Origin of the sequence: endosymbiont 'TC1' of Trimyema compressum, assembly GCF_001584725.1 — a bacterium.
Lineage (GTDB): Bacteria > Bacillota > TC1 > TC1 > TC1 > TC1.
Genome location: NZ_CP014606.1, coordinates 123970 through 142831, shown reverse-complemented (window position 1 = coordinate 142831; position 18862 = coordinate 123970). Strand labels below are relative to the sequence as shown.

At 32.0% G+C, this 18862-nt stretch carries 34 protein-coding genes, 1 tRNA gene and 1 pseudogene; 4 read left to right on the top strand and 32 right to left on the bottom strand.

Features of this window, described 5'->3' with window-relative positions; genetic code table 11:
* Window positions 1-804 precede the first annotated feature (804 nt).
* From AZF37_RS00940 to AZF37_RS10155, 4 genes are all read right to left on the bottom strand, one after another.
* On the bottom strand, window positions 805-1260 hold the full coding sequence (locus AZF37_RS00940; RefSeq protein ID WP_088369179.1) for a hypothetical protein: 456 nt from the start codon (window positions 1258-1260) through the stop codon (window positions 805-807).
* Entirely contained in the window at window positions 1257-2189 is a 933-nt protein-coding gene (locus AZF37_RS00935; protein ID WP_088369178.1) for a DUF4179 domain-containing protein, read from the bottom strand. The genes AZF37_RS00940 and AZF37_RS00935 overlap by 4 nt, the downstream gene beginning before the upstream one ends.
* The gene (locus tag AZF37_RS00930; protein ID WP_088369177.1) at window positions 2138-2716 is read right to left on the bottom strand and encodes a sigma-70 family RNA polymerase sigma factor; all 579 of its coding nucleotides are present in this window, start codon (window positions 2714-2716) and stop codon (window positions 2138-2140) included. The genes AZF37_RS00935 and AZF37_RS00930 overlap by 52 nt, the downstream gene beginning before the upstream one ends.
* A 291-nt stretch (window positions 2717-3007) precedes the next feature.
* Window positions 3008-3205, bottom strand: coding sequence for an InlB B-repeat-containing protein (locus AZF37_RS10155; protein WP_162473778.1), 198 nt, complete (start codon window positions 3203-3205; stop codon window positions 3008-3010).
* A 37-nt stretch (window positions 3206-3242) separates the two neighbouring features.
* Here AZF37_RS10155 and AZF37_RS13000 point away from each other — a divergent pair, with 37 nt between their 5' ends.
* Window positions 3243-3461 carry a transposase gene (locus AZF37_RS13000; protein WP_088369221.1) on the top strand — a complete coding sequence of 73 codons (219 nt, stop codon included), beginning with the start codon at window positions 3243-3245 and terminating at the stop codon, window positions 3459-3461.
* A gap of 176 nt (window positions 3462-3637) precedes the next feature.
* Window positions 3638-4222, top strand: a complete 585-nt coding sequence (locus AZF37_RS12995) for an IS3 family transposase (RefSeq protein WP_425425424.1) — start codon at window positions 3638-3640, stop codon at window positions 4220-4222.
* A gap of 184 nt (window positions 4223-4406) precedes the next feature.
* Here the strand turns inward: AZF37_RS12995 and AZF37_RS00920 are convergent, their stop codons facing one another.
* From AZF37_RS00920 to AZF37_RS00910, 3 genes are all read right to left on the bottom strand, one after another.
* Complete coding sequence (locus AZF37_RS00920; RefSeq protein ID WP_088369176.1) at window positions 4407-4796, bottom strand: amidohydrolase family protein; 390 nt, start codon at window positions 4794-4796, stop codon at window positions 4407-4409.
* A gap of 154 nt (window positions 4797-4950) precedes the next feature.
* Window positions 4951-6918, bottom strand: coding sequence for an excinuclease ABC subunit UvrB (gene uvrB / locus AZF37_RS00915; protein WP_088369175.1), 1968 nt, complete (start codon window positions 6916-6918; stop codon window positions 4951-4953).
* 130 nt (window positions 6919-7048) lie between these two features.
* Window positions 7049-7561 carry a S41 family peptidase gene (locus AZF37_RS00910; RefSeq protein ID WP_281178926.1) on the bottom strand — a complete coding sequence of 171 codons (513 nt, stop codon included), beginning with the start codon at window positions 7559-7561 and terminating at the stop codon, window positions 7049-7051.
* A gap of 631 nt (window positions 7562-8192) precedes the next feature.
* On the opposite strand from AZF37_RS00910, the pseudogene AZF37_RS00905 reads away from it, so the two are divergent.
* Window positions 8193-9272 (top strand): annotated as a pseudogene (locus AZF37_RS00905) (DDE-type integrase/transposase/recombinase).
* On the opposite strand, the gene AZF37_RS00900 reads toward AZF37_RS00905, so the two are convergent.
* From AZF37_RS00900 to AZF37_RS00885, 5 genes are all read right to left on the bottom strand, one after another.
* Window positions 9262-9600: an InlB B-repeat-containing protein gene (locus AZF37_RS00900; protein WP_088369297.1), complete on the bottom strand. Its 339-nt coding sequence runs from the start codon at window positions 9598-9600 to the stop codon at window positions 9262-9264. The pseudogene AZF37_RS00905 and the gene AZF37_RS00900 overlap by 11 nt on opposite strands.
* On the bottom strand, window positions 9594-9851 hold the full coding sequence (locus tag AZF37_RS00895; RefSeq protein WP_162473777.1) for an InlB B-repeat-containing protein: 258 nt from the start codon (window positions 9849-9851) through the stop codon (window positions 9594-9596). Before AZF37_RS00895 ends, AZF37_RS00900 begins: the two co-directional genes overlap by 7 nt.
* Window positions 9852-10026: 175 nt before the next feature.
* On the bottom strand, window positions 10027-10335 hold the full coding sequence (locus AZF37_RS00890; RefSeq protein WP_088369171.1) for a hypothetical protein: 309 nt from the start codon (window positions 10333-10335) through the stop codon (window positions 10027-10029).
* Window positions 10336-10363: 28 nt separating this feature from the next.
* Window positions 10364-10507: a hypothetical protein gene (locus AZF37_RS10150; protein ID WP_162473776.1), complete on the bottom strand. Its 144-nt coding sequence runs from the start codon at window positions 10505-10507 to the stop codon at window positions 10364-10366.
* Entirely contained in the window at window positions 10504-10758 is a 255-nt protein-coding gene (locus AZF37_RS00885) for a hypothetical protein (protein ID WP_088369170.1), read from the bottom strand. Before AZF37_RS00885 ends, AZF37_RS10150 begins: the two co-directional genes overlap by 4 nt.
* A gap of 222 nt (window positions 10759-10980) precedes the next feature.
* Between AZF37_RS00885 and AZF37_RS10145 the strand changes: the two genes are divergently transcribed.
* Window positions 10981-11154: a hypothetical protein gene (locus AZF37_RS10145; protein ID WP_162473775.1), complete on the top strand. Its 174-nt coding sequence runs from the start codon at window positions 10981-10983 to the stop codon at window positions 11152-11154.
* A gap of 37 nt (window positions 11155-11191) precedes the next feature.
* On the opposite strand, the gene AZF37_RS00880 is transcribed toward AZF37_RS10145, so the two are convergent.
* The 20 genes from AZF37_RS00880 to AZF37_RS00800 all read right to left on the bottom strand — a co-directional run bounded on the left by AZF37_RS00880 (window position 11192) and on the right by AZF37_RS00800 (window position 18862).
* Window positions 11192-11273: transfer RNA gene (locus AZF37_RS00880), tRNA-Leu, on the bottom strand.
* A gap of 73 nt (window positions 11274-11346) precedes the next feature.
* Entirely contained in the window at window positions 11347-11562 is a 216-nt protein-coding gene (locus AZF37_RS12015) for an SDR family oxidoreductase (protein ID WP_088369169.1), read from the bottom strand.
* Window positions 11555-11950 carry an SDR family NAD(P)-dependent oxidoreductase gene (locus tag AZF37_RS12010; protein ID WP_281178889.1) on the bottom strand — a complete coding sequence of 132 codons (396 nt, stop codon included), beginning with the start codon at window positions 11948-11950 and terminating at the stop codon, window positions 11555-11557. Before AZF37_RS12010 ends, AZF37_RS12015 begins: the two co-directional genes overlap by 8 nt.
* Window positions 11931-12053: an SDR family NAD(P)-dependent oxidoreductase gene (locus AZF37_RS00865; RefSeq protein ID WP_088369167.1), complete on the bottom strand. Its 123-nt coding sequence runs from the start codon at window positions 12051-12053 to the stop codon at window positions 11931-11933. The genes AZF37_RS12010 and AZF37_RS00865 overlap by 20 nt, the downstream gene beginning before the upstream one ends.
* A 218-nt stretch (window positions 12054-12271) precedes the next feature.
* Complete coding sequence (locus AZF37_RS00860; protein WP_162473773.1) at window positions 12272-12472, bottom strand: hypothetical protein; 201 nt, start codon at window positions 12470-12472, stop codon at window positions 12272-12274.
* A gap of 115 nt (window positions 12473-12587) precedes the next feature.
* Window positions 12588-12806 (bottom strand): hypothetical protein, encoded by a 219-nt coding sequence (locus AZF37_RS00855; protein ID WP_088369165.1) that lies wholly within the window; start codon window positions 12804-12806, stop codon window positions 12588-12590.
* Window positions 12796-13227 carry a hypothetical protein gene (locus tag AZF37_RS00850; protein ID WP_088369164.1) on the bottom strand — a complete coding sequence of 144 codons (432 nt, stop codon included), beginning with the start codon at window positions 13225-13227 and terminating at the stop codon, window positions 12796-12798. Before AZF37_RS00850 ends, AZF37_RS00855 begins: the two co-directional genes overlap by 11 nt.
* Window positions 13196-13729 carry a hypothetical protein gene (locus AZF37_RS00845; RefSeq protein WP_088369163.1) on the bottom strand — a complete coding sequence of 178 codons (534 nt, stop codon included), beginning with the start codon at window positions 13727-13729 and terminating at the stop codon, window positions 13196-13198. Before AZF37_RS00845 ends, AZF37_RS00850 begins: the two co-directional genes overlap by 32 nt.
* A gap of 68 nt (window positions 13730-13797) precedes the next feature.
* Window positions 13798-14031, bottom strand: a complete 234-nt coding sequence (locus AZF37_RS00840; protein WP_088369162.1) for a hypothetical protein — start codon at window positions 14029-14031, stop codon at window positions 13798-13800.
* Between the two features lie 17 nt (window positions 14032-14048).
* Window positions 14049-14255, bottom strand: a complete 207-nt coding sequence (locus AZF37_RS00835) for a hypothetical protein (RefSeq protein ID WP_088369161.1) — start codon at window positions 14253-14255, stop codon at window positions 14049-14051.
* A gap of 5 nt (window positions 14256-14260) precedes the next feature.
* A complete protein-coding gene (locus AZF37_RS00830) occupies window positions 14261-14524 on the bottom strand; it encodes a hypothetical protein (protein WP_172793058.1) in 264 nt (87 codons plus the stop codon).
* A gap of 154 nt (window positions 14525-14678) precedes the next feature.
* Entirely contained in the window at window positions 14679-15209 is a 531-nt protein-coding gene (locus AZF37_RS00825; protein WP_088369159.1) for a putative ABC transporter permease, read from the bottom strand.
* Between the two features lie 57 nt (window positions 15210-15266).
* On the bottom strand, window positions 15267-15737 hold the full coding sequence (locus AZF37_RS00820; protein ID WP_088369158.1) for a universal stress protein: 471 nt from the start codon (window positions 15735-15737) through the stop codon (window positions 15267-15269).
* 19 nt (window positions 15738-15756) lie between these two features.
* Window positions 15757-16785 carry a selenide, water dikinase SelD gene (gene selD, locus AZF37_RS00815; RefSeq protein ID WP_425425435.1) on the bottom strand — a complete coding sequence of 343 codons (1029 nt, stop codon included), beginning with the start codon at window positions 16783-16785 and terminating at the stop codon, window positions 15757-15759.
* A 93-nt stretch (window positions 16786-16878) separates the two neighbouring features.
* The gene (locus tag AZF37_RS11160) at window positions 16879-17322 is read right to left on the bottom strand and encodes a zinc-binding metallopeptidase family protein (RefSeq protein ID WP_281178888.1); all 444 of its coding nucleotides are present in this window, start codon (window positions 17320-17322) and stop codon (window positions 16879-16881) included.
* Complete coding sequence (locus tag AZF37_RS12005) at window positions 17259-17495, bottom strand: hypothetical protein (protein ID WP_281178925.1); 237 nt, start codon at window positions 17493-17495, stop codon at window positions 17259-17261. The genes AZF37_RS11160 and AZF37_RS12005 overlap by 64 nt, the downstream gene beginning before the upstream one ends.
* Window positions 17496-17650: 155 nt before the next feature.
* Window positions 17651-17932 carry a hypothetical protein gene (locus tag AZF37_RS11155; RefSeq protein WP_245611984.1) on the bottom strand — a complete coding sequence of 94 codons (282 nt, stop codon included), beginning with the start codon at window positions 17930-17932 and terminating at the stop codon, window positions 17651-17653.
* A 66-nt stretch (window positions 17933-17998) separates the two neighbouring features.
* Complete coding sequence (locus tag AZF37_RS11150) at window positions 17999-18160, bottom strand: hypothetical protein (RefSeq protein WP_245611983.1); 162 nt, start codon at window positions 18158-18160, stop codon at window positions 17999-18001.
* 12 nt (window positions 18161-18172) lie between these two features.
* Window positions 18173-18478, bottom strand: a complete 306-nt coding sequence (locus AZF37_RS00805) for a 4Fe-4S double cluster binding domain-containing protein (protein WP_162473772.1) — start codon at window positions 18476-18478, stop codon at window positions 18173-18175.
* A 60-nt stretch (window positions 18479-18538) separates the two neighbouring features.
* Window positions 18539-18862, bottom strand: coding sequence for a hypothetical protein (locus AZF37_RS00800; RefSeq protein WP_088369155.1), 324 nt, complete (start codon window positions 18860-18862; stop codon window positions 18539-18541).

Genomic DNA, 18862 nt, shown 5'->3' with positions numbered 1-18862 from the left:
AGTCAGCTAAAAGTTCAACTTTAACTGTAGTGTTATTTTCTTTTAACTTAAAAAGTTTTTCAAACATATAACAATTTCTCCTTTACCTTTTATAATAAATAGGCCTCTCAATCTAATATTTTTGAATATGGCTACTTTATTCCATGCCTTGAGAGCTACTATTAATTTTTTTATTTTAAATATAATAATAAAGGGTTGCATAAATAAAAAAAGTATGTTATATTTATCCACAGATATTGTTTATATCTATTTCCTTTTTTGTATTTTTATACAACCGATTTTTTTAGTATATTGCACATAAAATCAAAATACAAGTTTTTTTAAAAAAATATTAAGAAAATGTTTTCATTTTTTATAATCTATAGAATGTTAAAAAGATACTAAACACATGAAATATTTTACTAAAAAATCAACATTAATACCTATTACAAAAATCCTATAAATCTAAAGCATACTCTCAATTAATTAAAATCGCTTGTTTATTTTGAATTAAACAAGCGATTTACTCTGTTCATATATATAACTATAGTTTTTTTATTTTAATCCAAATTTTAATTAATTATTTATATACATTTCTTATAGCAAATATTCACAGCAACTACTATCTTTTGTATCAATTAATTATATATAACATTATGAATCTTGAATACTCAATTAATTTCCTAAAAAGCATTCCTTTTTCTTCATTCTTTATTTAATGGTAGCCCTTATTTATTTCTCCTAGGGCTAACGGATATATTTTTCTTATGCAATAAATACATCGTTTGGTGACTAAATGCTTTAAATTTGTCTCCTAATTATGTTTTAATTACCCATATTAACTTCTAAACCATCAATTTCAACATTAGAATTGAGAATACCTATTCTGATGTAAGCACTGTCAATTTTAAAATAGTCTTTACTTGAATGAGATTTAGGAATATCAGACATTGTATTGTTACTATTGAATTTAACTTCAGCAATTCCTTGTTCTCTATCTAACCAGTTTAACTCATCAAAATATTTTATACCAAAATATCCTTCATTAGGATAATTGGGATTTTTTACATAATCCTCACTTCCAATACTAAATATATCTTTACCATTTTCTAGATTTTCCTTATATTTTTCATTTCCATTAATTTTAAATTTCAGATAAATATTATCCCCTTCAATTCTATAGCCTAAATAATCTTGATTGCCTGTGTGATTACTAGTAGGAAACGCTCCAATTGGACAATAAAGAGCATCATCTTCATCTCCTTTTTCAACTACATTCATAGTGCAGGATAATTTACCCGGAGTAATATTAGGTTTATTTTCAATAAGATTTCTAAATGTTGTTTTATTACCCCTAATATCTTCTTCTTTTTCACAACTGCACCTGATGAAATAAAAACCCCACCAATTTCTTCACCTGTAGATGCATTTTTACTATATAAATCTGCATCTAATATTTCTTTATTACTTGCTACATAATAATCTATACTAGTACAATATTCTCCTTTTATAATTTTACTAATACCTATATCCATATTAGGAAGGCTTTTAACAGAATTTACATTAGTAATTTCTACTTTCATCGTTCCTATAGGAATATTAAAATTCCAACTTCCATTTATATTTAATGAAGCACCTTTCTTTTCCGGATTTATCACTTCAAAGATATTGTTAATCTCAAGTGGAAGCGTAAAATTTTCTCCAGCTACTTCACCTGGATAGCTCATAGTGAACCCACCTTCATAAGTGTCTTGATCTTTTTTAAATAGTTTATTTGTTCCACGCCCTGTCTCATTAGCAAACTGCAGATTTTCATCATTCATTTTTATTTCACTTGCAATTTCTGGAGAAGAGCAGTCTTTAGGCAATCCCTTTACACTGTAGAGAACGCCTATTTGTCCTCCATTAAAATAACTTCCTGTTACAATAATTGTAATCCCTTTATCTTCTGCTGTAATATTTTGGGGAGTTATTTTTCCTTCAGCTTTTAGCTTACTACCAATTGTGTCCTCCATTTTATCTATAGTAGGAAAATATGATAAAATAGATGGCATAGCAGCTACCATTAATACAGTCAGTACAATTGCACTTATTCCACTAACCATTATTTTAAATAAAGTTTTCTTTTTCCTATTTTTTTTGCATCCCTTTTTTATAGCTATTGTAACTTCTTTTGGCACTTCAATACTATCAATTTCCTGTTGTAACATTTTTCATACTCTTCTTCCTTTCTAATATTGATTTTTAATTGCTCTTTTCCTCTCGCTAAGTAAGTTTTTACTGTTCCTTCTGGGATATCCATTGTAAAAGCAATTTCTTTAATAGACAAGTCATGATAATAATAAAGCAAAATAACTGTTTTATATTTTGTTTTTAGGTTTTTAAGTTGACTATTTAATTCTAACCTTTCAATTACAGTAGCCTCCATTTCATTAGAAGATTTTAATTGATAAACTGCTTCTAATGAAACAACATTTTTTCTTTTTCTTAATTCAGTATATGCCGTGTTTATTAAAATCCGTATAACACATGTTTTAAAATATCTGATTTCCTTTAAACTTTTGATAGATTCAACAACTTTACATGCTGTTTCTTGTACTACATCTAATGCATCTTCTTTGTTATTCATATAAATATAGGCTGTTCGATATAATTGCTCCTGCATATGAATAAGCAATTCTTCAAGTGCAGCTTTGTTTCCTCGAATTGCTTTTTCTATTTGTTTTTCTTTTTTCATATTCTCCTCCTTTTTTCTTTCACGTTAATTAGAAGCATATCAAGCATAAAAAGTTTCATTTTTCTCTATTTTTATCCAAATTAAAATAATTAATAAAATTCTAAATTTCATTCAGTTATTGGATAAGGGTCTTTGTTCCATAATATAATAAAACTCCCTAAGCATAATGCTTAGGGAGTTTTACCTTAAATAAAAAATCACAATAAAAATTATTGATATCAAGACAGTAGCAATATTGACTTATATTTTTTATATTACCACCAGCATTGCCATTGTGCATATAGTTTTACATCATGCCCTGGCATTTTTTGTTTTATTAAAATCCCAGTTTTCTCCACATCCATCTTTAGCTGTATTCCAACCTTTGAAATTATAACACAACCTAAAAGGTCTATTAACATTCCACGCTTTATCCCCTTCATACAATACTTGATCTTCAGGCGTATTTTGGACATATACTAAAAAAGTAGACAGGAAAAAGTGAAACATGTTTTAAATAAGTAGACACATAAGAAAGGATAAAATTATGAATAATTACAAGAAATACGATGAAGAATTTAAAAAAAGTATTGTTAATTTACACCAAAACGGTAAAACTCAATCCCAACTTTCTAAAGAATATGGTGTCTCCATGTCTGCTTTACACAAGTGGATTAAACTTTATTCTCAGGTTAGAATTGATGATGATACTATTCTAACCGCTAAGCAGATTAAGGATCTTCAAAAGCGTAATGCTCGACTCTAGGAGGAAAATATCATTTAAAAAAAGCAATTGCCATATTCACGCCTCACTCAGACAAAGATTAATGGCTGTTCATACCCTTCGTTTTCAGCACGCTATCTCTTTTCTTTGTCATGTCCTTAAAGTGAACCGCAGCTCCTATTACAAATACTTTTCGGAAAAACTTTCTCCTAGAACTATTGAGAATTAAAAACTCCGTCAGCTTATTCTCGGAGATTTGTCATCTTACTAAGAGACGTATTGGCCCATCTAAGATTAAGGCTCTTCTTTCCTATGACTATGGCATCAACATCAGTATTGGTAGAGCGAGCCGCCTGATGACTGACATGAATCTTCCTAAAATGCCTACTATCAAACTTCGGTTTATTCATCCGAGGTCTATTCCCAATTTTGATTGCCCTAACTACCTAAATCAAAATTTTAATGTTCCTCAGCCCAATCAAGTCTGGGCTAGTGACATTACCTATATTAATTTAAATGCCTCTTTTGCTTATCTCTGTGTTATTATGGATTTATTTTCTCGTAAAATTATTGCTTGGAAGCTCTCTCTTAAAATTGATACTTCTCTTGTTAAGGATACTTTTATCAAAGCCTTTTATTCTCAAAAACCTTCTACTTCTCTTATTTTTCATTCTGACAGAGGTTCCCAATATACTTCTTTTATCTTTAGAAAGCTCCTTGATTCTTTTGGTATCATTCAATCTTTTTCTAAGCTTTCTCATCCTTGGGACAATGCTGTCGTTGAGTCCTTTTTAAATATATGAAAAAAGAAGAAATTCTTCGTAGGTCTTTTTCTTCCTTTGCTCAAATTAAGCTTTCCTGCTTTGAACACATTGAGGGCTTCTACAACCCCCTATACGTCCCCACTCTGCTAATAACATTCTTTCTCCTAATTCCAAAGAAGACTATTTTTTCACTTCTATTAAAACTTAATTTCACTTTTTCTATCTACTCTATTGACATTCTTCCAGAGGTAGAACCATTTTTTAAGTTTTCAAGACAACCTACTAATGCTGATAAATAGAAATCTTCTTCTTCCATAATTTCACAAAAAGGATATATTTCTTCAAAAAGCCACTGTCTTAATGGTTTATCGTCTGCTAATCCTCTTTGGAATGTTTGAAACATATGGGTATGAGCATTAACCATACCAGGCAATAGCCAACGTCCCTTAGCATCTATTACTTTTTCTGCTAGCTTATCATATTTACTTACTCTTTCAAGACTGTCACCTACATCGACAATTTTATCCTCTTCTAAATATACATGTCCATTTTTGTATTCTTTCCAGTTTTCATCAAATGTTAGAAGCCATGCATTTTTAATTAATTGTTTCATTACAACAACTCCTTCAAGTCATATTCATAATTAAATTCTTAAGCTTATATAAAAACCCTCAGTAGATCGCTATCTACTGAGGATATACGTCGGGCTTCATGACCACTTTGTTACTTATATTATAAAGCCTTTGAATCTAAAAAGCAATGTGTTTTTACAAACTAGTCTTTAATTCTAAAATCATATCTCTTAATTCAGCTGCGCCTTCAAAATCTAATGCTTTAGCTTTTTTAGTCATTTCAGCTTCAAGCTCCTTAATTAACTTCATCATTTCCCGTTTCTTCATTTTACCTATTGATTTTCGCTGCTGTTCTGCTTCTCCTTCATAGGTAATCTCAAGAATATCTCTAACTTCTTTAATAATAGTTTCTGGTTTTATTCCATGTTCTTTATTATACGCTGCTTGAATTTTTCTTCTTCGATTGGTTTCACCAATAGCTTTTTCCATAGAATCCGTCATTCTATCCGCATATATAATAACTTTACCTTCTGCATTTCTAGCAGCCCTACCTATAATCTGAATCAGTGAGCGCTCTGATCTTAAAAATCCTTCTTTGTCACCATCAAGAATAGCTACCAATGATACTTCTGGCATATCAAGACCTTCCCTTAATAGATTAATACCTATAAGAACATCAAAAACACCCATCCTTAAATCACGGATAATTTCCATTCTTTCAATGGTTTTAATTTCACTATGTAAATAACGTACTTTTAAACCATTATTTTCAAAATAGTTGGTTAAATCTTCTGCCATTTTCTTTGTTAAAGTAGTCACCAACACTCGATTATTTATAGCAATTCTTTTTTCTATTTCTGATTGTAAATCATCCACTTGATATTTTATCGGTCTTACTTCAACTACAGGATCCAATAACCCCGTTGGGCGAATAATTTGCTCAACAACTTTTGTGCTATGTGTAGCCTCATAATTTCCAGGAGTAGCAGAAACATAAACAGCTTGGTTAATTTTTCCTTCAAACTCTTCAAAAGATAAAGGTCTGTTATCAAGAGCAGAAGGCAATCTAAAACCATAGTCGACTAAAACATTTTTTCTTGAACGGTCTCCTGCATACATACCACCAACTTGAGGTACAGTAACATGAGATTCATCTACCATTAACAAAAAGTCATCTGGAAAATAGTCTATTAAAGTATTAGGCATTTCACCTGGTTTTTTACCAGTTAAGTGTCTTGAGTAGTTCTCAATACCTGAACAATAACCAACTTCCATCATCATTTCTAAATCATGCATAGTACGCTCTTCAAGTCTTTGGGCTTCCAAAAGTTTTCCTTCACTTTTATAATATGCCAGTCTTAACTGTAGTTCTTCTTGAATAGCTTTAACTGCTCTCTGCATTTTATCATCAGAAACAATATAGTGACTTGTCGGGAAAATAGCTACATGTTTCCTTCTCCCCATAATCTCACCTGTTAAAATATCAAACTCATACATTTTTTCTATTTCATCTCCAAATAATTCCACACGGATGCCCTGTTCCGATAAGTTAGCTGGAATAATCTCAATAACATCCCCTCTAATTCTAAATGTATTTCTAATAAAATTCATATCATTTCTAGTATACTGAATATCTACTAATTTAGATAATATTTCATCTCGTGAGATTTCTTGGCCTTCTCTTAAAGATAAAAGCAATGTCTTATAATCCTCTGGAGAACCCAAACCATAGATACAAGACACACTAGAAACTATAATTACATCCCGTCTTTCAAATAAAGAAGAGGTTGCAGAGTGTCTCAATTTATCAATTTCATCATTAATAGAACTATCTTTAGCTATATAAGTATCAGATCTAGGAATGTAAGCTTCTGGTTGATAATAGTCATAGTAGCTAACAAAATATTCAACTGCATTCTCTGGAAAAAACTCTTTAAATTCCCCACATAATTGAGCTGCTAATGTTTTGTTAGGGGCTATAATTAAAGTTGGTTTATTTACTTTTTCAATTACATTAGCCATAGTAAATGTCTTACCACTACCTGTTACACCTAATAAAGTTTGGTGGACATCTCCACCCACCATTCCTTTTACTAACTCATCAATTGCTTTAGGTTGATCACCCTTTGGTTTAAAAGGTGATTTTAGCTTAAATTTATTCATTTACACCTCTACTATTCATTAAAAAATTCAAGTGCTTTCTTTAACGCTAAATCATTATTTTCATCTGGCAAGTTCTTTCTATCAATTTTCAAGAAATCTTCACTTGTCATTACTAATTCTCTATCAGGTTTTAACCCGTTTTATTAATATCTCTCTTATTAGGGGTTAAATAGCACTTTGTGGTTAGACGAATACCTCCGCCTGCTGGAGTTGGAATAACAGATTGCATAACGGCTTTCCCATAAGTAGTTTCTCCAATTAATTTACCCGATTGCCTATCTTGAATGGCACCAGCTAAAATTTCTGAAGAGCTAGCAGTATTGCCATCAACTAAAACTGCAAGTGGTACATCTAGAAAGTTAGCGCCACTTACATTAAATGTTTCAAGGGAATTAGCATCTCTGCCTAATTCATATAATACGGCTCCTTCAGGAACAAAGTATGAAGCTACCTTTATAGCTTGTTCCACTAATCCACCACCGTTGCCTCTTAAATCCAAAATAACTTTCTTCGGTTTTTTATCCAATCCTTTTATTAGAGTTTCCAGCTCACTACTTGTATTTTCAACAAAAGAAGGTATTTCTACGTAAAGAGTATCTGATTCAGATTTTAGGAAACCTCCCGAAACACTTGGTAAACTTATTATTTCTCTAGTAATGGAAAGATTAATTTCCTTATTTTCAGATGGTCTAAAAACAGTTATTGCTACTTCCGTATTAGGTTCCCCTTTTAAAATCCCACTAATCTCTTCAGTCTTTTTCCCATTCCATCAAGGTCACCAACATGTAAAAATAAGTCACCTTCTTTTACCCCAGCCTTTTCTGCTGGTGTATTAGAGTAAGCCTTAACCGCCTCAACATAGCCAGCAGCATTTTTGCCTAAAAGAATACCAACGCCTCCATATGAGCCAGATATTTGATTAACAAAATTTCCGAATTCTGCTTTGTTAAAATATTCTGAGTAAGGATCATCTAAAATGATGAGACAATACCATTTGGCACTCCTTGTAAAGCCTTTTTATTCTCAACAGGTTCATAAAAACGATTATTAACAGCATTATAGGTAAACATAATTTCACTTATCTCGCTGGAATATCTTGATAAACTGATTAATAAAACAACTGCTATAACACCAATTATAGCAAAACAGTTATTGTTTTAGCAACAATTCCAAAAACCTTTAATGTCTTCTTCTCTTGGACATATACTAAAAAAGTAGACAGGAAAAAGTGAAACATGTTTTAAATAAGTAGACACATAAGAAAGGATAAAATTATGAATAATTACAAGAAATACGATGAAGAATTTAAAAAAAGTATTGTTAATTTACACCAAAACGGTAAAACTCAATCCCAACTTTCTAAAGAATATGGTGTCTCCATGTCTGCTTTACACAAGTGGATTAAACTTTATTCTCAGGTTAGAATTGATGATGATACTATTCTAACCGCTAAGCAGATTAAGGATCTTCAAATAAGCAGATTAAGGATCTTCAAAAGCGTAATGCTCGACTCTAGGAGGAAAATATCATTTTAAAAAAAGCAATTGCCATATTCACGCCTCACTCAGACAAAGATTAATGGCTGTTCATACCCTTCGTTTTCAGCACGCTATCTCTTTTCTTTGTCATGTCCTTAAAGTGAACCGCAGCTCCTATTACAAATACTTTTCGGAAAAACTTTCTCCTAGAACTATTGAGAATTAAAAACTCCGTCAGCTTATTCTCGGAGATTTGTCATCTTACTAAGAGACGTATTGGCCCATCTAAGATTAAGGCTCTTCTTTCCTATGACTATGGCATCAACATCAGTATTGGTAGAGCGAGCCGCCTGATGACTGACATGAATCTTCCTAAAATGCCTACTATCAAACTTCGGTTTATTCATCCGAGGTCTATTCCCAATTTTGATTGCCCTAACTACCTAAATATGGATTTATTTTCTCGTAAAATTATTGCTTGGAAGCTCTCTCTTAAAATTGATACTTCTCTTGTTAAGGATACTTTTATCAAAGCCTTTTATTCTCAAAAACCTTCTACTTCTCTTATTTTTCATTCTGACAGAGGTTCCTAATATACTTCTTTTATCTTTAGAAAGCTCCTTGATTCTTTTGGTATCATTCAATCTTTTTCTAAGCTTTCTCATCCTTGGGACAATGCTGTCGTTGAGTCCTTTTTAAATATATGAAAAAAGAAGAAATTCTTCGTAGGTCTTTTTCTTCCTTTGCTCAAATTAAGCTTTCCTGCTTTGAACACATTGAGGGCTTCTACAACCCCCTATACGTCCCCACTCTGCTAATAACATTCTTTCTCCTAATTCCAAAGAAGACTATTTTTTCACTTCTATTAAAACTTAATTTCACTTTTTCTATCTACTCTATTGACATTCTTCCAAGCTAATGTATATGTTATGTCAATTTTTTCCCATACCGCATACAAAGTAACATCACTTGTTCCCATTGTAAATAGTGCTTCATCAGTATACTCTATATTTCCATCTTCTTGTGTTGACCAACCTATAAAAGTATTTTCATCACTTAAAAATTCATTTTTTGGTAAATTTTGACTTTCTCTTTCAATAAGGGTAATAAGGTTCATTATTCCTTGTCCTGATGTTCCATTAAAGCTTACTGTATGCTTATTTTGTTGCCATTGGGCATATAAGGTTGTATCATAACCTAGCATTGTTGTTTTATTAAAATCCCACTGTAATCCACACTGCCATCTGCTTCTGTATTCCATCCACTAAATGTATAGCCTTCTCTTATTGGATTATCTACAACTCTTGCTAAATCTCTTGTTCTTATTACTTGATTATTTGGAGTAATTCCGTTATTACTATTTAAATCAAAATATAATATATGAACTCTTTCTATTGCAACTACTGTTGATTCAACACTTCCAACTATTCTATTAGATGAATCTATAATATTCATTTTCACTTGTTTTATTCCTGTAGTTGAAAAATCAGGTGCCGGATCTGCTTTTACTACTCTATACCCGTTCTCTGCAAAGGATACTAGTGTGCTGTCAGCTGGTACTGAGTCACCTATACTTATTACTTTAGTTGTTGGTGATGCTATTTTTATTAGACTGCAATCATCTATAAAGTTACCATTTATAATAATAATTATCTGATACTCTATATTCTTGAAACCCTAATTTAATTTCGCTAGAATTTTCTGGGTTTATATGCCCTTGATGATATCCCCAAGCTGAATTATTATCAAGAAATTCAGTTGTTCCATTTTCATCACTTACTATGTTACTTTCATTATTCACCCAAACTCTAGCAGTATCTATGCCATGTCTGCCTCGATGCCAAAATGACCATTTATACAAAGAATTCTTTTCTGTTTGAATAGTTCTATAATATGATGCAAAGCCAGTATTTGGAAAATTACCATTAATTTCTGCCAAAACTTTTCCACTATGGCTTGGAATTCCATTATCTACGGCCTTTGTCTTTACAAACCATTATCTTATCTTCATTCGGTATTCCATGCCATCCATTACTTTGATTTACGCTTACTTGCGTAACACCAATATTACTAATTGAACCATAAGAGTCTTCAAATCCTCCATTTATCAATAAGTTTTTTCCTGTTTCTGACACTGATTAGCGGGTATATTCTCTAAAGGTTGTAAGCCTACAATTGAGGCTTCTTCTTTAACCTGTACAACTTGCTCTTGAATAGTATCAGGCTTTTCCGTCTGATTAGTTACAGGCTCCTCCGCCTTTAATGAACAAGGCTGAGTAAAACTCAAACTAGTGAATAACATTGCTATTATCAATAGACACATAATAGCTTTTTTAAACATGGCTAGACTTTGACTTTTCATGATTTTCCCTTCTTTCACATTAAATATTTAGCCAGTCGTTATTATGTTTTTCAGTGTACTCTATAATATGCTTGCTTGTCAATAATAATTTCAAAAAAAGAAAACAATCTATTTTAATTTAATAGCCTTATGATTAGAACACATCTAAAATTAAGAATATATTCAATGAAAAAATAAAAAAGCCTAGAGAAAATCAATCCCCTAGGCTTTTTACATACCATTATGTCATCTGCATTTAATCACAGCTTGATGTACTATAATACTAAAAATAATCCTTGCCGTGTCATTGGAAATGTGAAAATTAAAAATAAAAAAGAAATGCAATTCTGGACTGTTGAACAATTTAATAGATTCCATAATGTAATTGAAAAAATTGTTGCCACAGATAAAAAATAAAGCTAGGATTGCCTATTTAAAGGTATCCTAGCTTTTATGGTGCCGAAGGGGGGACTCGAACCCCCACGGTTTCCCGTACGATTTTGAGTCGTATGCGTCTGCCATTCCGCCACTTCGGCAACACCTCTTTAATACTAACAAAGGATATATTAAATGTCAATGGTTTTTAAATAGCTGTAAAACCTCCATCACTTAAAATAGTTGCTCCAGTAATAAACCTGCATCATCACTGGCAAGAAAAGCTGCTGTTCCAGCTATCTCTTTTGTTGTTGCCATACGTTTCATAGGTATTCTGTTTAAAAAAGATTGATCTACAACATCCATCATGTCTGTCTTAGTTGCACCAGGACAAAGTGCAATAACTCTTATATTATCCTCTGCATAGCTTATGGCCATACTCTTAGTCAATTTGTATTAAAGCGCCTTTTGTGGCACTATAAGCATGTAAAAAAGGAGCACCTACTACCCCAGCAGTTGACGCAACATTAATAATAACACCAGTTTTGCTTTTTCTTAAGTAAGGTAATGCTTCTCTTGATAATAAATAAGGCCCCTTAACATTTACCTGAAAAATATAATCCCAATCATCAGGACTTACAGTTTCAATAGTTCCATTCACTGCAGTACCTGCACAATTAAAAAGAATATCGATGGAACCAAACTCATTATAGGTTTTTTCTACAGCCTCTTGCATATTCTCTGCACAAGTTACATCGCTTTTAAAATAGATAACATTTTTACCTTGGCTTCTTAATTCTTCTTCAAGAGCCTTACCTTCAACATCTCGTCTTCCCATAAAAAACATTGGCTCCTTCTTCTGCAAAACGTCGCACCGTTTCTTTCCCAATACCAGCAGTTCCACCTGTCACGATAGCTGTTTTTCCTATTATTCTCATCATTACTCACTCCTTAGCTAAATCTATTTTAAAACTTATTTAAAACATACTACCACTGAGTAGCTAAAATGTCAACTAAAACAAAATTAATCCTATTAAAAAGCCTATTAAAAATAAAATGGAAATCCCTAACCAAAGAAGGTTTTTTCTTTTAAAATATTAACAATGTATGTATAAGAAAAATACTTAGTAAATTTATTTTCAATAAGTGTCTCATACTCTTATATGGATTCAGTTGTAAAAGGTCTATAAACTTCATCTAATTCTCCTTTTTCAATTAATGAGTCTTCCAATAAATTCATTAAGCCAAAATAATTTTCTAATGTTACAAAAGGAGTATACTGATTTACTTTTTGTAAGTATATAGAAAACCACTCCTTATGTTTAAAGAACATGCTCACTAGTTGAAAAATCCTTTCCATAAAAGAACCTTGGTAATAGAGGGAATAAAGAAGTATATATTTTATTTTCATCTAAAAAAGTATTGCTGTTTTAGGTACATTACTTTTTCCAACAAATAAATAATCTGTTGGAGGGTTATGGTATCTTCCTTTCTATTAAAAATTCACCAATAGAATAACCAATACCTAAATCATAAACTAAAACATAGGTATTCCCCTCTTGATGATGGGAAACTGGTACTAATTCATCTAGCCTATTTTCAATTAAATGATGATAATCCTTTTTGTCTAATGGATTTTTTCCTGAAATTACTAACTCATAACCATTTCTGACCATGACCATATTATCTACCATCGTTCTCTAACAATCCTTTCAGATATTCTATAAGTTTAATTAAACAAAAAGGCATATTATAAACAACATCAATCTGAATTCTATTCCCTCTTAAATCCATAATAACCTCTAAATTCTCATTTCTAATAAGTGGCATTTCCAGAAGCCCCTGTCTAAATTTTTCATAACTAATATTAAATTTTTTATCTATTGTTATGAAAACTGATTCTTCTAACAGCTCTTCTCCAACTAAATTAAAGGTAATAACTTCGAGAGAGGCCACTTCAGCTTTATGGCGAAAATAAGTGGATAATGTATTAATTTGAATTAATGCCATAAATGCAATGATAAGCATCAGAAAAATAGGAAACAAAATAACAGCTTCAACAACTAAGCTAGCTTTTTCTTTTCTAATAATTTTTTGAAACAGCTTGGGATACATAATAACGACCTCCTACTATTTCACAATCTAGTATTTTAGTTCCATCTGGTAAACACTTTAAAAAAAGTAAATTAATGGACACCGTCCCTTCACAATTAAAGCCTGTATATAATTCAGCTCCAAAATCTTTATTGACTAATGTCTGAACCCTTGAAAGTTTTTCATCTTCATTTCGATACAAAAGCATTCCCCTTAAATGATCTTTATAACTCAATTGAAATGATTCACAAATATTTGTACCAGAAGGAACAATATGCACAAAAGGCACCATCCCATTTTCATCAGTTAATAACGTTGCAGAATCAGCAATACCTGTTAGTAATCCTCCTATCAAACCATAAAGAAGACGACTGATAGGTTCTGGTGGGCTTTTCGGATCAATTGTCATATAACCTACACCATTTAAAAGAAAACGAATTAAAAATAGTTCTAAAACAACTTTTCCTTTTCCACCTTCTCCTGACATAATCCATTCCACATCACCACGCCCTTCTCCTATCATGGTAGAAAAACTCTTCAAAATATATTCATCTAATAAAAGTTGGTCTCTAAAGTCTATAAATGCACCTTCTAATACCTCCTCAATAGATTTTGTTGTCTCCTTTTACTTTTATTAAAATAATCTAATGGATTCTTCTTAGCGTTTTCAAGATTATCAGCTTCATCTCCAAAAACTTCCTTCAGTATATTAAAGCTCTCCAGCCAGTTCCCAGTATTTTGTTCTTCATCCTTATTTAAAACCTCTAATTCTCCATCCTTAATATCTTCAGCTAAAATTAAAAGTTCTTTATTCTCTTTATACATTTTCTCAATTAATTCATCTAAATCACCTTCACCATTTTTCTCCGCTCTTCTAAATCTTTAATAGCGTGAACATTGTCAGCCACAGTTTCTTTAATAACAGTTTCCATATTACCGCTAGACTCGCCTAAAAGTGTCAGTAATTTCTCTAAATCTAAAGCATCATTTATGAAACTTATTTTATCTATTAATGTTTTTCTTATTTCAATAAAGCCATCTATTTTCATTTCTTCTAAAACTTGTTTTTTAGAACCTCTCCTGTTAAATGTAACCGTACTTCAATTCTATGATTTTCTAATGTAATATCCTTTCCATAAAAATTATCTAATAGCAAAGCTTCCTGATCCTCATAATATTCTATGGCGTCTCCTAAGGCAAATAAGCTATATTGATTTCGCAGTGGCTGATTGTATTGAGACAGTATACTATCACAACTACCATACAATGTTTCCTTTAAAATATTAGTCGTATACTTAATAGAAACAATATCCACCAATGCTCCTAAAAACAAAAAAAGATAGGTAAAAATAGTGCTAAAAAGACTGTTATATTGCCTCTTTCTTTTTTATCATTTTCTCACCTCAATAAAAAAATTAGGAAAAAGAATCTAAAGTTCTTTTTCCTAATTAAGATTTAACTGCTTTTTTACATTAATAAAAACCTGGAAAGACAACATATCTGAGGATTGTAACAATAAATACATAGATTGTCAAAATAATTGATGAGTAAATTAAAATCAATCTAGGGATTTTATTAATTAACCACCTTATTTCCGGATAAATAATATACTCAACTAAAAATGCTAATGTTCCCCACCCCAATGCAGTTGATAAGGATATTCGTCCTTGATAATTAAAGGGTAAATCTGCATAGTCCCAAGTTCTTTCTCCAATAAAATATTGCTCATAATAGCTACCAGCTAATTCTACTAAACTCAAAACAATGGCACTGACTATAAAGTATACAATAGGCTTCTTCTTAAGTTTGCCAATTAAATAAACTATAATGAGTCCACCTAGTCCATAAATATGAATAATTGGTAAACCATAAGCTAATGTACCTCTCATAGTCCATTCCCCAGTCATTCCATATACATAGACAGTCTCTACAATCCAACCTAAGAATGAGAAAATGAAAAACTCCCAAAAAAGTCTTGGATAAGCATATAAACATCTATTCATAAGATCTTTAACCTTTTTTTAGTAGCAACTTTCATTTTTCCCCCTTTTATAAATATATTACATATAGGATTTTACTATTAAAATATTACATGGTGCGTGGGTTGCTAAATATTTTGCAGTCGAACCAATCATAAAACGTTTTAATGGTGTTTTAGTACTGGCACCAATAACAATTAATGCACCTTCAAAGTCTTCTAATTCTGTTAATATTAGGTTTTTGGAGTGATCAGATTCAATAGTAAGCGTTACTGTTTCAACACCGTATTCTTTAGCCTCGGCAACGTAAGTCTCCAGGATTGCTCTTCTTTCCTTTATTTCTACAGCAAATTCCTGTTCTTGTCGAACACTAGGTGTTACACCTAGTTCAATGGTTGTGTTAATAACATCTGTATCTGGAATAAAAGGTACTGCTGAAACAATATGCAGTGTACTACCTTCCGTTTTAGCAACATCCATCGCTTTCTTAAAAACCTCATAGGCTTGTGGTGATGTATCTACTCCAACGACAATATTTTTGTAACCATTCATGATGACACCTTCCTTTATTTTATTTAATTATAAGTTTTTTTGTTCTCTCAGGTATAATTTCGCCAATGACATAAGCTAGTTGATTTCTTTTTTGCATTTCTTTTAAATAATCTTCTGCTTGATTTTTATTAAAAGCCAAAACAAGCCCCCCAGATGTTTCTGGGGTAACTAAAGTCATTTCCATATATTCCTCTACCTTAAAATCAACTCTATCATTCACAAAACGTCTATTGTTTTCTGCGCCTTTTGGTATTAAACCCATTTTAGCATATTCTAGGGCACCTTGTAAAAAATTTAATTTTTTTGAATCAATTAAAAATGAAATAGAGGCTGTTCCTACCATTTCAAGAAGATGTCCAGTAAAGCCAAAACCTGTAATGTCCGTACAGCCATGAACCTGGCCTACTTTATGCGCTACTTCTGCTGCTAGCTTATTTAAAGTTTCCATTGATTGAGACGCCTCATTTATTTCTTCCGTAGTTGCTAGTTCTCCTTTAATAGCCGTCGTAATTAAACCAGTTCCCAAAGGTTTAGTTAAAATTAAAACATCTCCAACTGCTGCACCTTCATTAGTCCAAATGCCTTTTGGATGAACAATACCAGTAACTGAAACCCCATACTTAGGCTCATCATCTTCAACTGTATGTCCTCCTAAAAGCGAAACCTCTGCTTCCTTCAGCTTGTCAGCACCACCTTTTAGAATATCCCCTAAAATACTGACGTCCAGACAGTCTACTGGAAATGTTACTACATTCAATGCAGTTTTGGGAATCCCTCCCATAGCATAAACATCACTTAAACCATTGGCAACAGCTATTTTCCCAAACATATAAGGATCATCTACCATCGGTGTAAAAAAGTCTACTGTCTGAACTAATGCAATATCTTCAGTCAACTGGTAAACACCAGCATCATCATAGGTATCGCCACAAACTAACACTGCCGGGTCTTCAAAACGGCTTAAATCCTTTAGTACTTCACTGAGGACCCCCGGCCCCACCTTTGCTGCTCAACCAGCTGCTTTTACTTTTTGTGTTAATTTAATCATACCTATACCTTCCTAACTTTCTATAAAACCTTTTTGCCAAATACGTCATATAAATATCGCCTTTTGAAGCAATTTCAAATGGTGAATGCATACTCAGTAAACCAGTTCCAATATATATATAATTTCCATTCCTAGTTCTGATAGATATTGAGCAATAGTTCCACCGCCACCTTCATCAACTTTTCCTAATTCTCCAAACTGGTAAATAACGTTATGTTTATCTAAAATAGACATTATTTCAGCTACATATTCTGCACTGGCATCGTTAGCATCGTATTTACCACCTGAGCCTGTATATTTTGAAATAACAACACCATTACCAATAGTTGCCTTGTTATAGTTATCAAAAGCGCCTGGATAACTTGGATCATCGCAAGCACTAACATCTGAAGACAAGGCCTTTGAATTATATAAAACCTCTAGAGGAGCAACTTTTTCTCCTATTTTCTCAATTAATAAAGTGACAAGATACTCTAAAACTCTTGATTTAGCCCCTGTATCACCACTGCTGCCAATTTCTTCTTTATCAAAAAACAAGCTAGCACAGATTTTTTAAGAGACTTAGATTCAAACAAACTTTCCATTAATGTATAAGAACAAACCCTGTCGTCTTGTCCATAGGCACCAACCATACTTCTATCCAAACCAACATCTCTCGGTGTAAATGCTGGTACAATTTCTAATTCACTTCTTAAAAAATCTTCTTCTATGCCATATTCTTTTCCTAAATAGTCTAATATTAATTTCTTTATTCTACCTTTTCTTCTTTATTCTTGGCTTTTTTCAACAGGCATACTGCCAACTAAAACATTGAGTTGTTCACCCTTAATTCCCTTCTCCATAGTTTCTTGTATTTGTGTTCTAGCTAAGTGAGGAAATAAATCTGTAATAGTAAATACTGGATCAGTATTTCTATGACCGATTGCAACAGTAACTTTTGAACCATCTTTTTGTAAACTACGCCATGAAGAGATAGAGGCATTGTAACCCACTGATATTTTTTAATACCACCATAATAGTGGGTTTTAAACAAAGCAACACCTTCTTCTTCATATAAAAGCTGACTTTTAATGTCTAATCTTGGTGCATCAATATGAGCACCAAGAAAATGCATTCCCTCTTTAAGCAAGCCAGAAATAGTTCCCATAAAAAAAGGATTTATTTCTATGATTAAAATAAAAAGGTTGATTTTCTAGCAATTTATCTACGGTCTTTAAATCAACATAATTTCTTTTTTTGCTTCTTCTTCTAAATAATTAACTGCTTCTCTTTCAGTTTTTACAGCTGTCAAGAAAGATAAGTAGCCTTTACTAAATTTAAAAATTGAATTTTTATCTTCAACTTCATCCCAAACATTCTTTTTGGTATATTCCATTTCACATAACTCCTATCTTCCATGGGGACAAACACTTAAACACTTACCACATATACGTTTCTCAAATGTATTTCTAACTTTACTTAAATGAACATCGCAGCGTTCTCCAATAAACCGTTTTTCAAGAGAATCAGTAGCCTTAAAAGAGGCGCCTAGAATTGCGCCTGATGGACAGGCCTCTTGACAAGCAGTACAGTTTCCACAATAATCTCCTTCAAAAGGCTCATTGCAAAGTAATTGTGCATAAGTAAGAATAGTTACTAAACGAAGTCTAGGACCATATTCTTTTGTAATTAGTGAAGCATTTTTCCAATCCAACCTAAACCAGCCAAATGAGCAGCTAACCGGTGAGAAAAATACCATTTAGACGGCTATCAGTTACTCTTTGCGATGCAGGTATAGGAAAGGAACAATGACCTCTTCCGCTTCTAAATGAATAGCTATTTGTAATGCTAGGTCATCAAGCTTTGTATTTAAAATTTTATAATAATAAAGATAAGTATGAGTAGGCCCTTGGGCTAATTCATTTACAATTTCCTTTGGATAAGGAACCCCTAAAACAATGGCTTTATCTAAATTTAAATATCGAGGATCATAATTTTCTTTAATATATTCTTTTGCAGGTAAAAGATTGGCTACTCCAAATAGAGTAGCCCCATTATTTTTAGCAATTATTTCATAATACTTATTTAAGTTTTCCAT

Excerpts from the sequence above, each read along its gene's own strand:
- AZF37_RS00940 (WP_088369179.1), bottom strand. The coding sequence starts at position 1,260 with ATGAATGTAGTTGAAAAAGGAGATGAAGATGATGCTCTTTATTGTCCA.
- AZF37_RS00935 (WP_088369178.1), bottom strand. The coding sequence starts at position 2,189 with ATGTTACAACAGGAAATTGATAGTATTGAAGTGCCAAAAGAAGTTACA.
- AZF37_RS00930 (WP_088369177.1), bottom strand. The coding sequence starts at position 2,716 with ATGAAAAAAGAAAAACAAATAGAAAAAGCAATTCGAGGAAACAAAGCT.
- AZF37_RS10155 (WP_162473778.1), bottom strand. The coding sequence starts at position 3,205 with ATGTTTCACTTTTTCCTGTCTACTTTTTTAGTATATGTCCAAAATACG.
- AZF37_RS13000 (WP_088369221.1), top strand. The coding sequence starts at position 3,243 with ATGAATAATTACAAGAAATACGATGAAGAATTTAAAAAAAGTATTGTT.
- AZF37_RS00920 (WP_088369176.1), bottom strand. The coding sequence starts at position 4,796 with ATGAAACAATTAATTAAAAATGCATGGCTTCTAACATTTGATGAAAAC.
- uvrB (WP_088369175.1), bottom strand. The coding sequence starts at position 6,918 with ATGAATAAATTTAAGCTAAAATCACCTTTTAAACCAAAGGGTGATCAA.
- AZF37_RS00900 (WP_088369297.1), bottom strand. The coding sequence starts at position 9,600 with ATGCTAGGTTATGATACAACCTTATATGCCCAATGGCAACAAAATAAG.
- AZF37_RS00895 (WP_162473777.1), bottom strand. The coding sequence starts at position 9,851 with ATGAATATTATAGATTCATCTAATAGAATAGTTGGAAGTGTTGAATCA.
- AZF37_RS00885 (WP_088369170.1), bottom strand. The coding sequence starts at position 10,758 with ATGAAAAGTCAAAGTCTAGCCATGTTTAAAAAAGCTATTATGTGTCTA.
- AZF37_RS10145 (WP_162473775.1), top strand. The coding sequence starts at position 10,981 with ATGTCATCTGCATTTAATCACAGCTTGATGTACTATAATACTAAAAAT.
- AZF37_RS12010 (WP_281178889.1), bottom strand. The coding sequence starts at position 11,950 with ATGGGAAGACGAGATGTTGAAGGTAAGGCTCTTGAAGAAGAATTAAGA.
- AZF37_RS00865 (WP_088369167.1), bottom strand. The coding sequence starts at position 12,053 with ATGATGAGAATAATAGGAAAAACAGCTATCGTGACAGGTGGAACTGCT.
- AZF37_RS00860 (WP_162473773.1), bottom strand. The coding sequence starts at position 12,472 with ATGGAAAGGATTTTTCAACTAGTGAGCATGTTCTTTAAACATAAGGAG.
- AZF37_RS00855 (WP_088369165.1), bottom strand. The coding sequence starts at position 12,806 with ATGGTAGATAATATGGTCATGGTCAGAAATGGTTATGAGTTAGTAATT.
- AZF37_RS00850 (WP_088369164.1), bottom strand. The coding sequence starts at position 13,227 with ATGTATCCCAAGCTGTTTCAAAAAATTATTAGAAAAGAAAAAGCTAGC.
- AZF37_RS00845 (WP_088369163.1), bottom strand. The coding sequence starts at position 13,729 with ATGATAGGAGAAGGGCGTGGTGATGTGGAATGGATTATGTCAGGAGAA.
- AZF37_RS00840 (WP_088369162.1), bottom strand. The coding sequence starts at position 14,031 with ATGTATAAAGAGAATAAAGAACTTTTAATTTTAGCTGAAGATATTAAG.
- AZF37_RS00835 (WP_088369161.1), bottom strand. The coding sequence starts at position 14,255 with ATGAAAATAGATGGCTTTATTGAAATAAGAAAAACATTAATAGATAAA.
- AZF37_RS00825 (WP_088369159.1), bottom strand. The coding sequence starts at position 15,209 with ATGAATAGATGTTTATATGCTTATCCAAGACTTTTTTGGGAGTTTTTC.
- AZF37_RS00820 (WP_088369158.1), bottom strand. The coding sequence starts at position 15,737 with ATGAATGGTTACAAAAATATTGTCGTTGGAGTAGATACATCACCACAA.
- AZF37_RS11155 (WP_245611984.1), bottom strand. The coding sequence starts at position 17,932 with ATGGGAACTATTTCTGGCTTGCTTAAAGAGGGAATGCATTTTCTTGGT.
- AZF37_RS11150 (WP_245611983.1), bottom strand. The coding sequence starts at position 18,160 with ATGGAATATACCAAAAAGAATGTTTGGGATGAAGTTGAAGATAAAAAT.
- AZF37_RS00800 (WP_088369155.1), bottom strand. The coding sequence starts at position 18,862 with ATGGAAAACTTAAATAAGTATTATGAAATAATTGCTAAAAATAATGGG.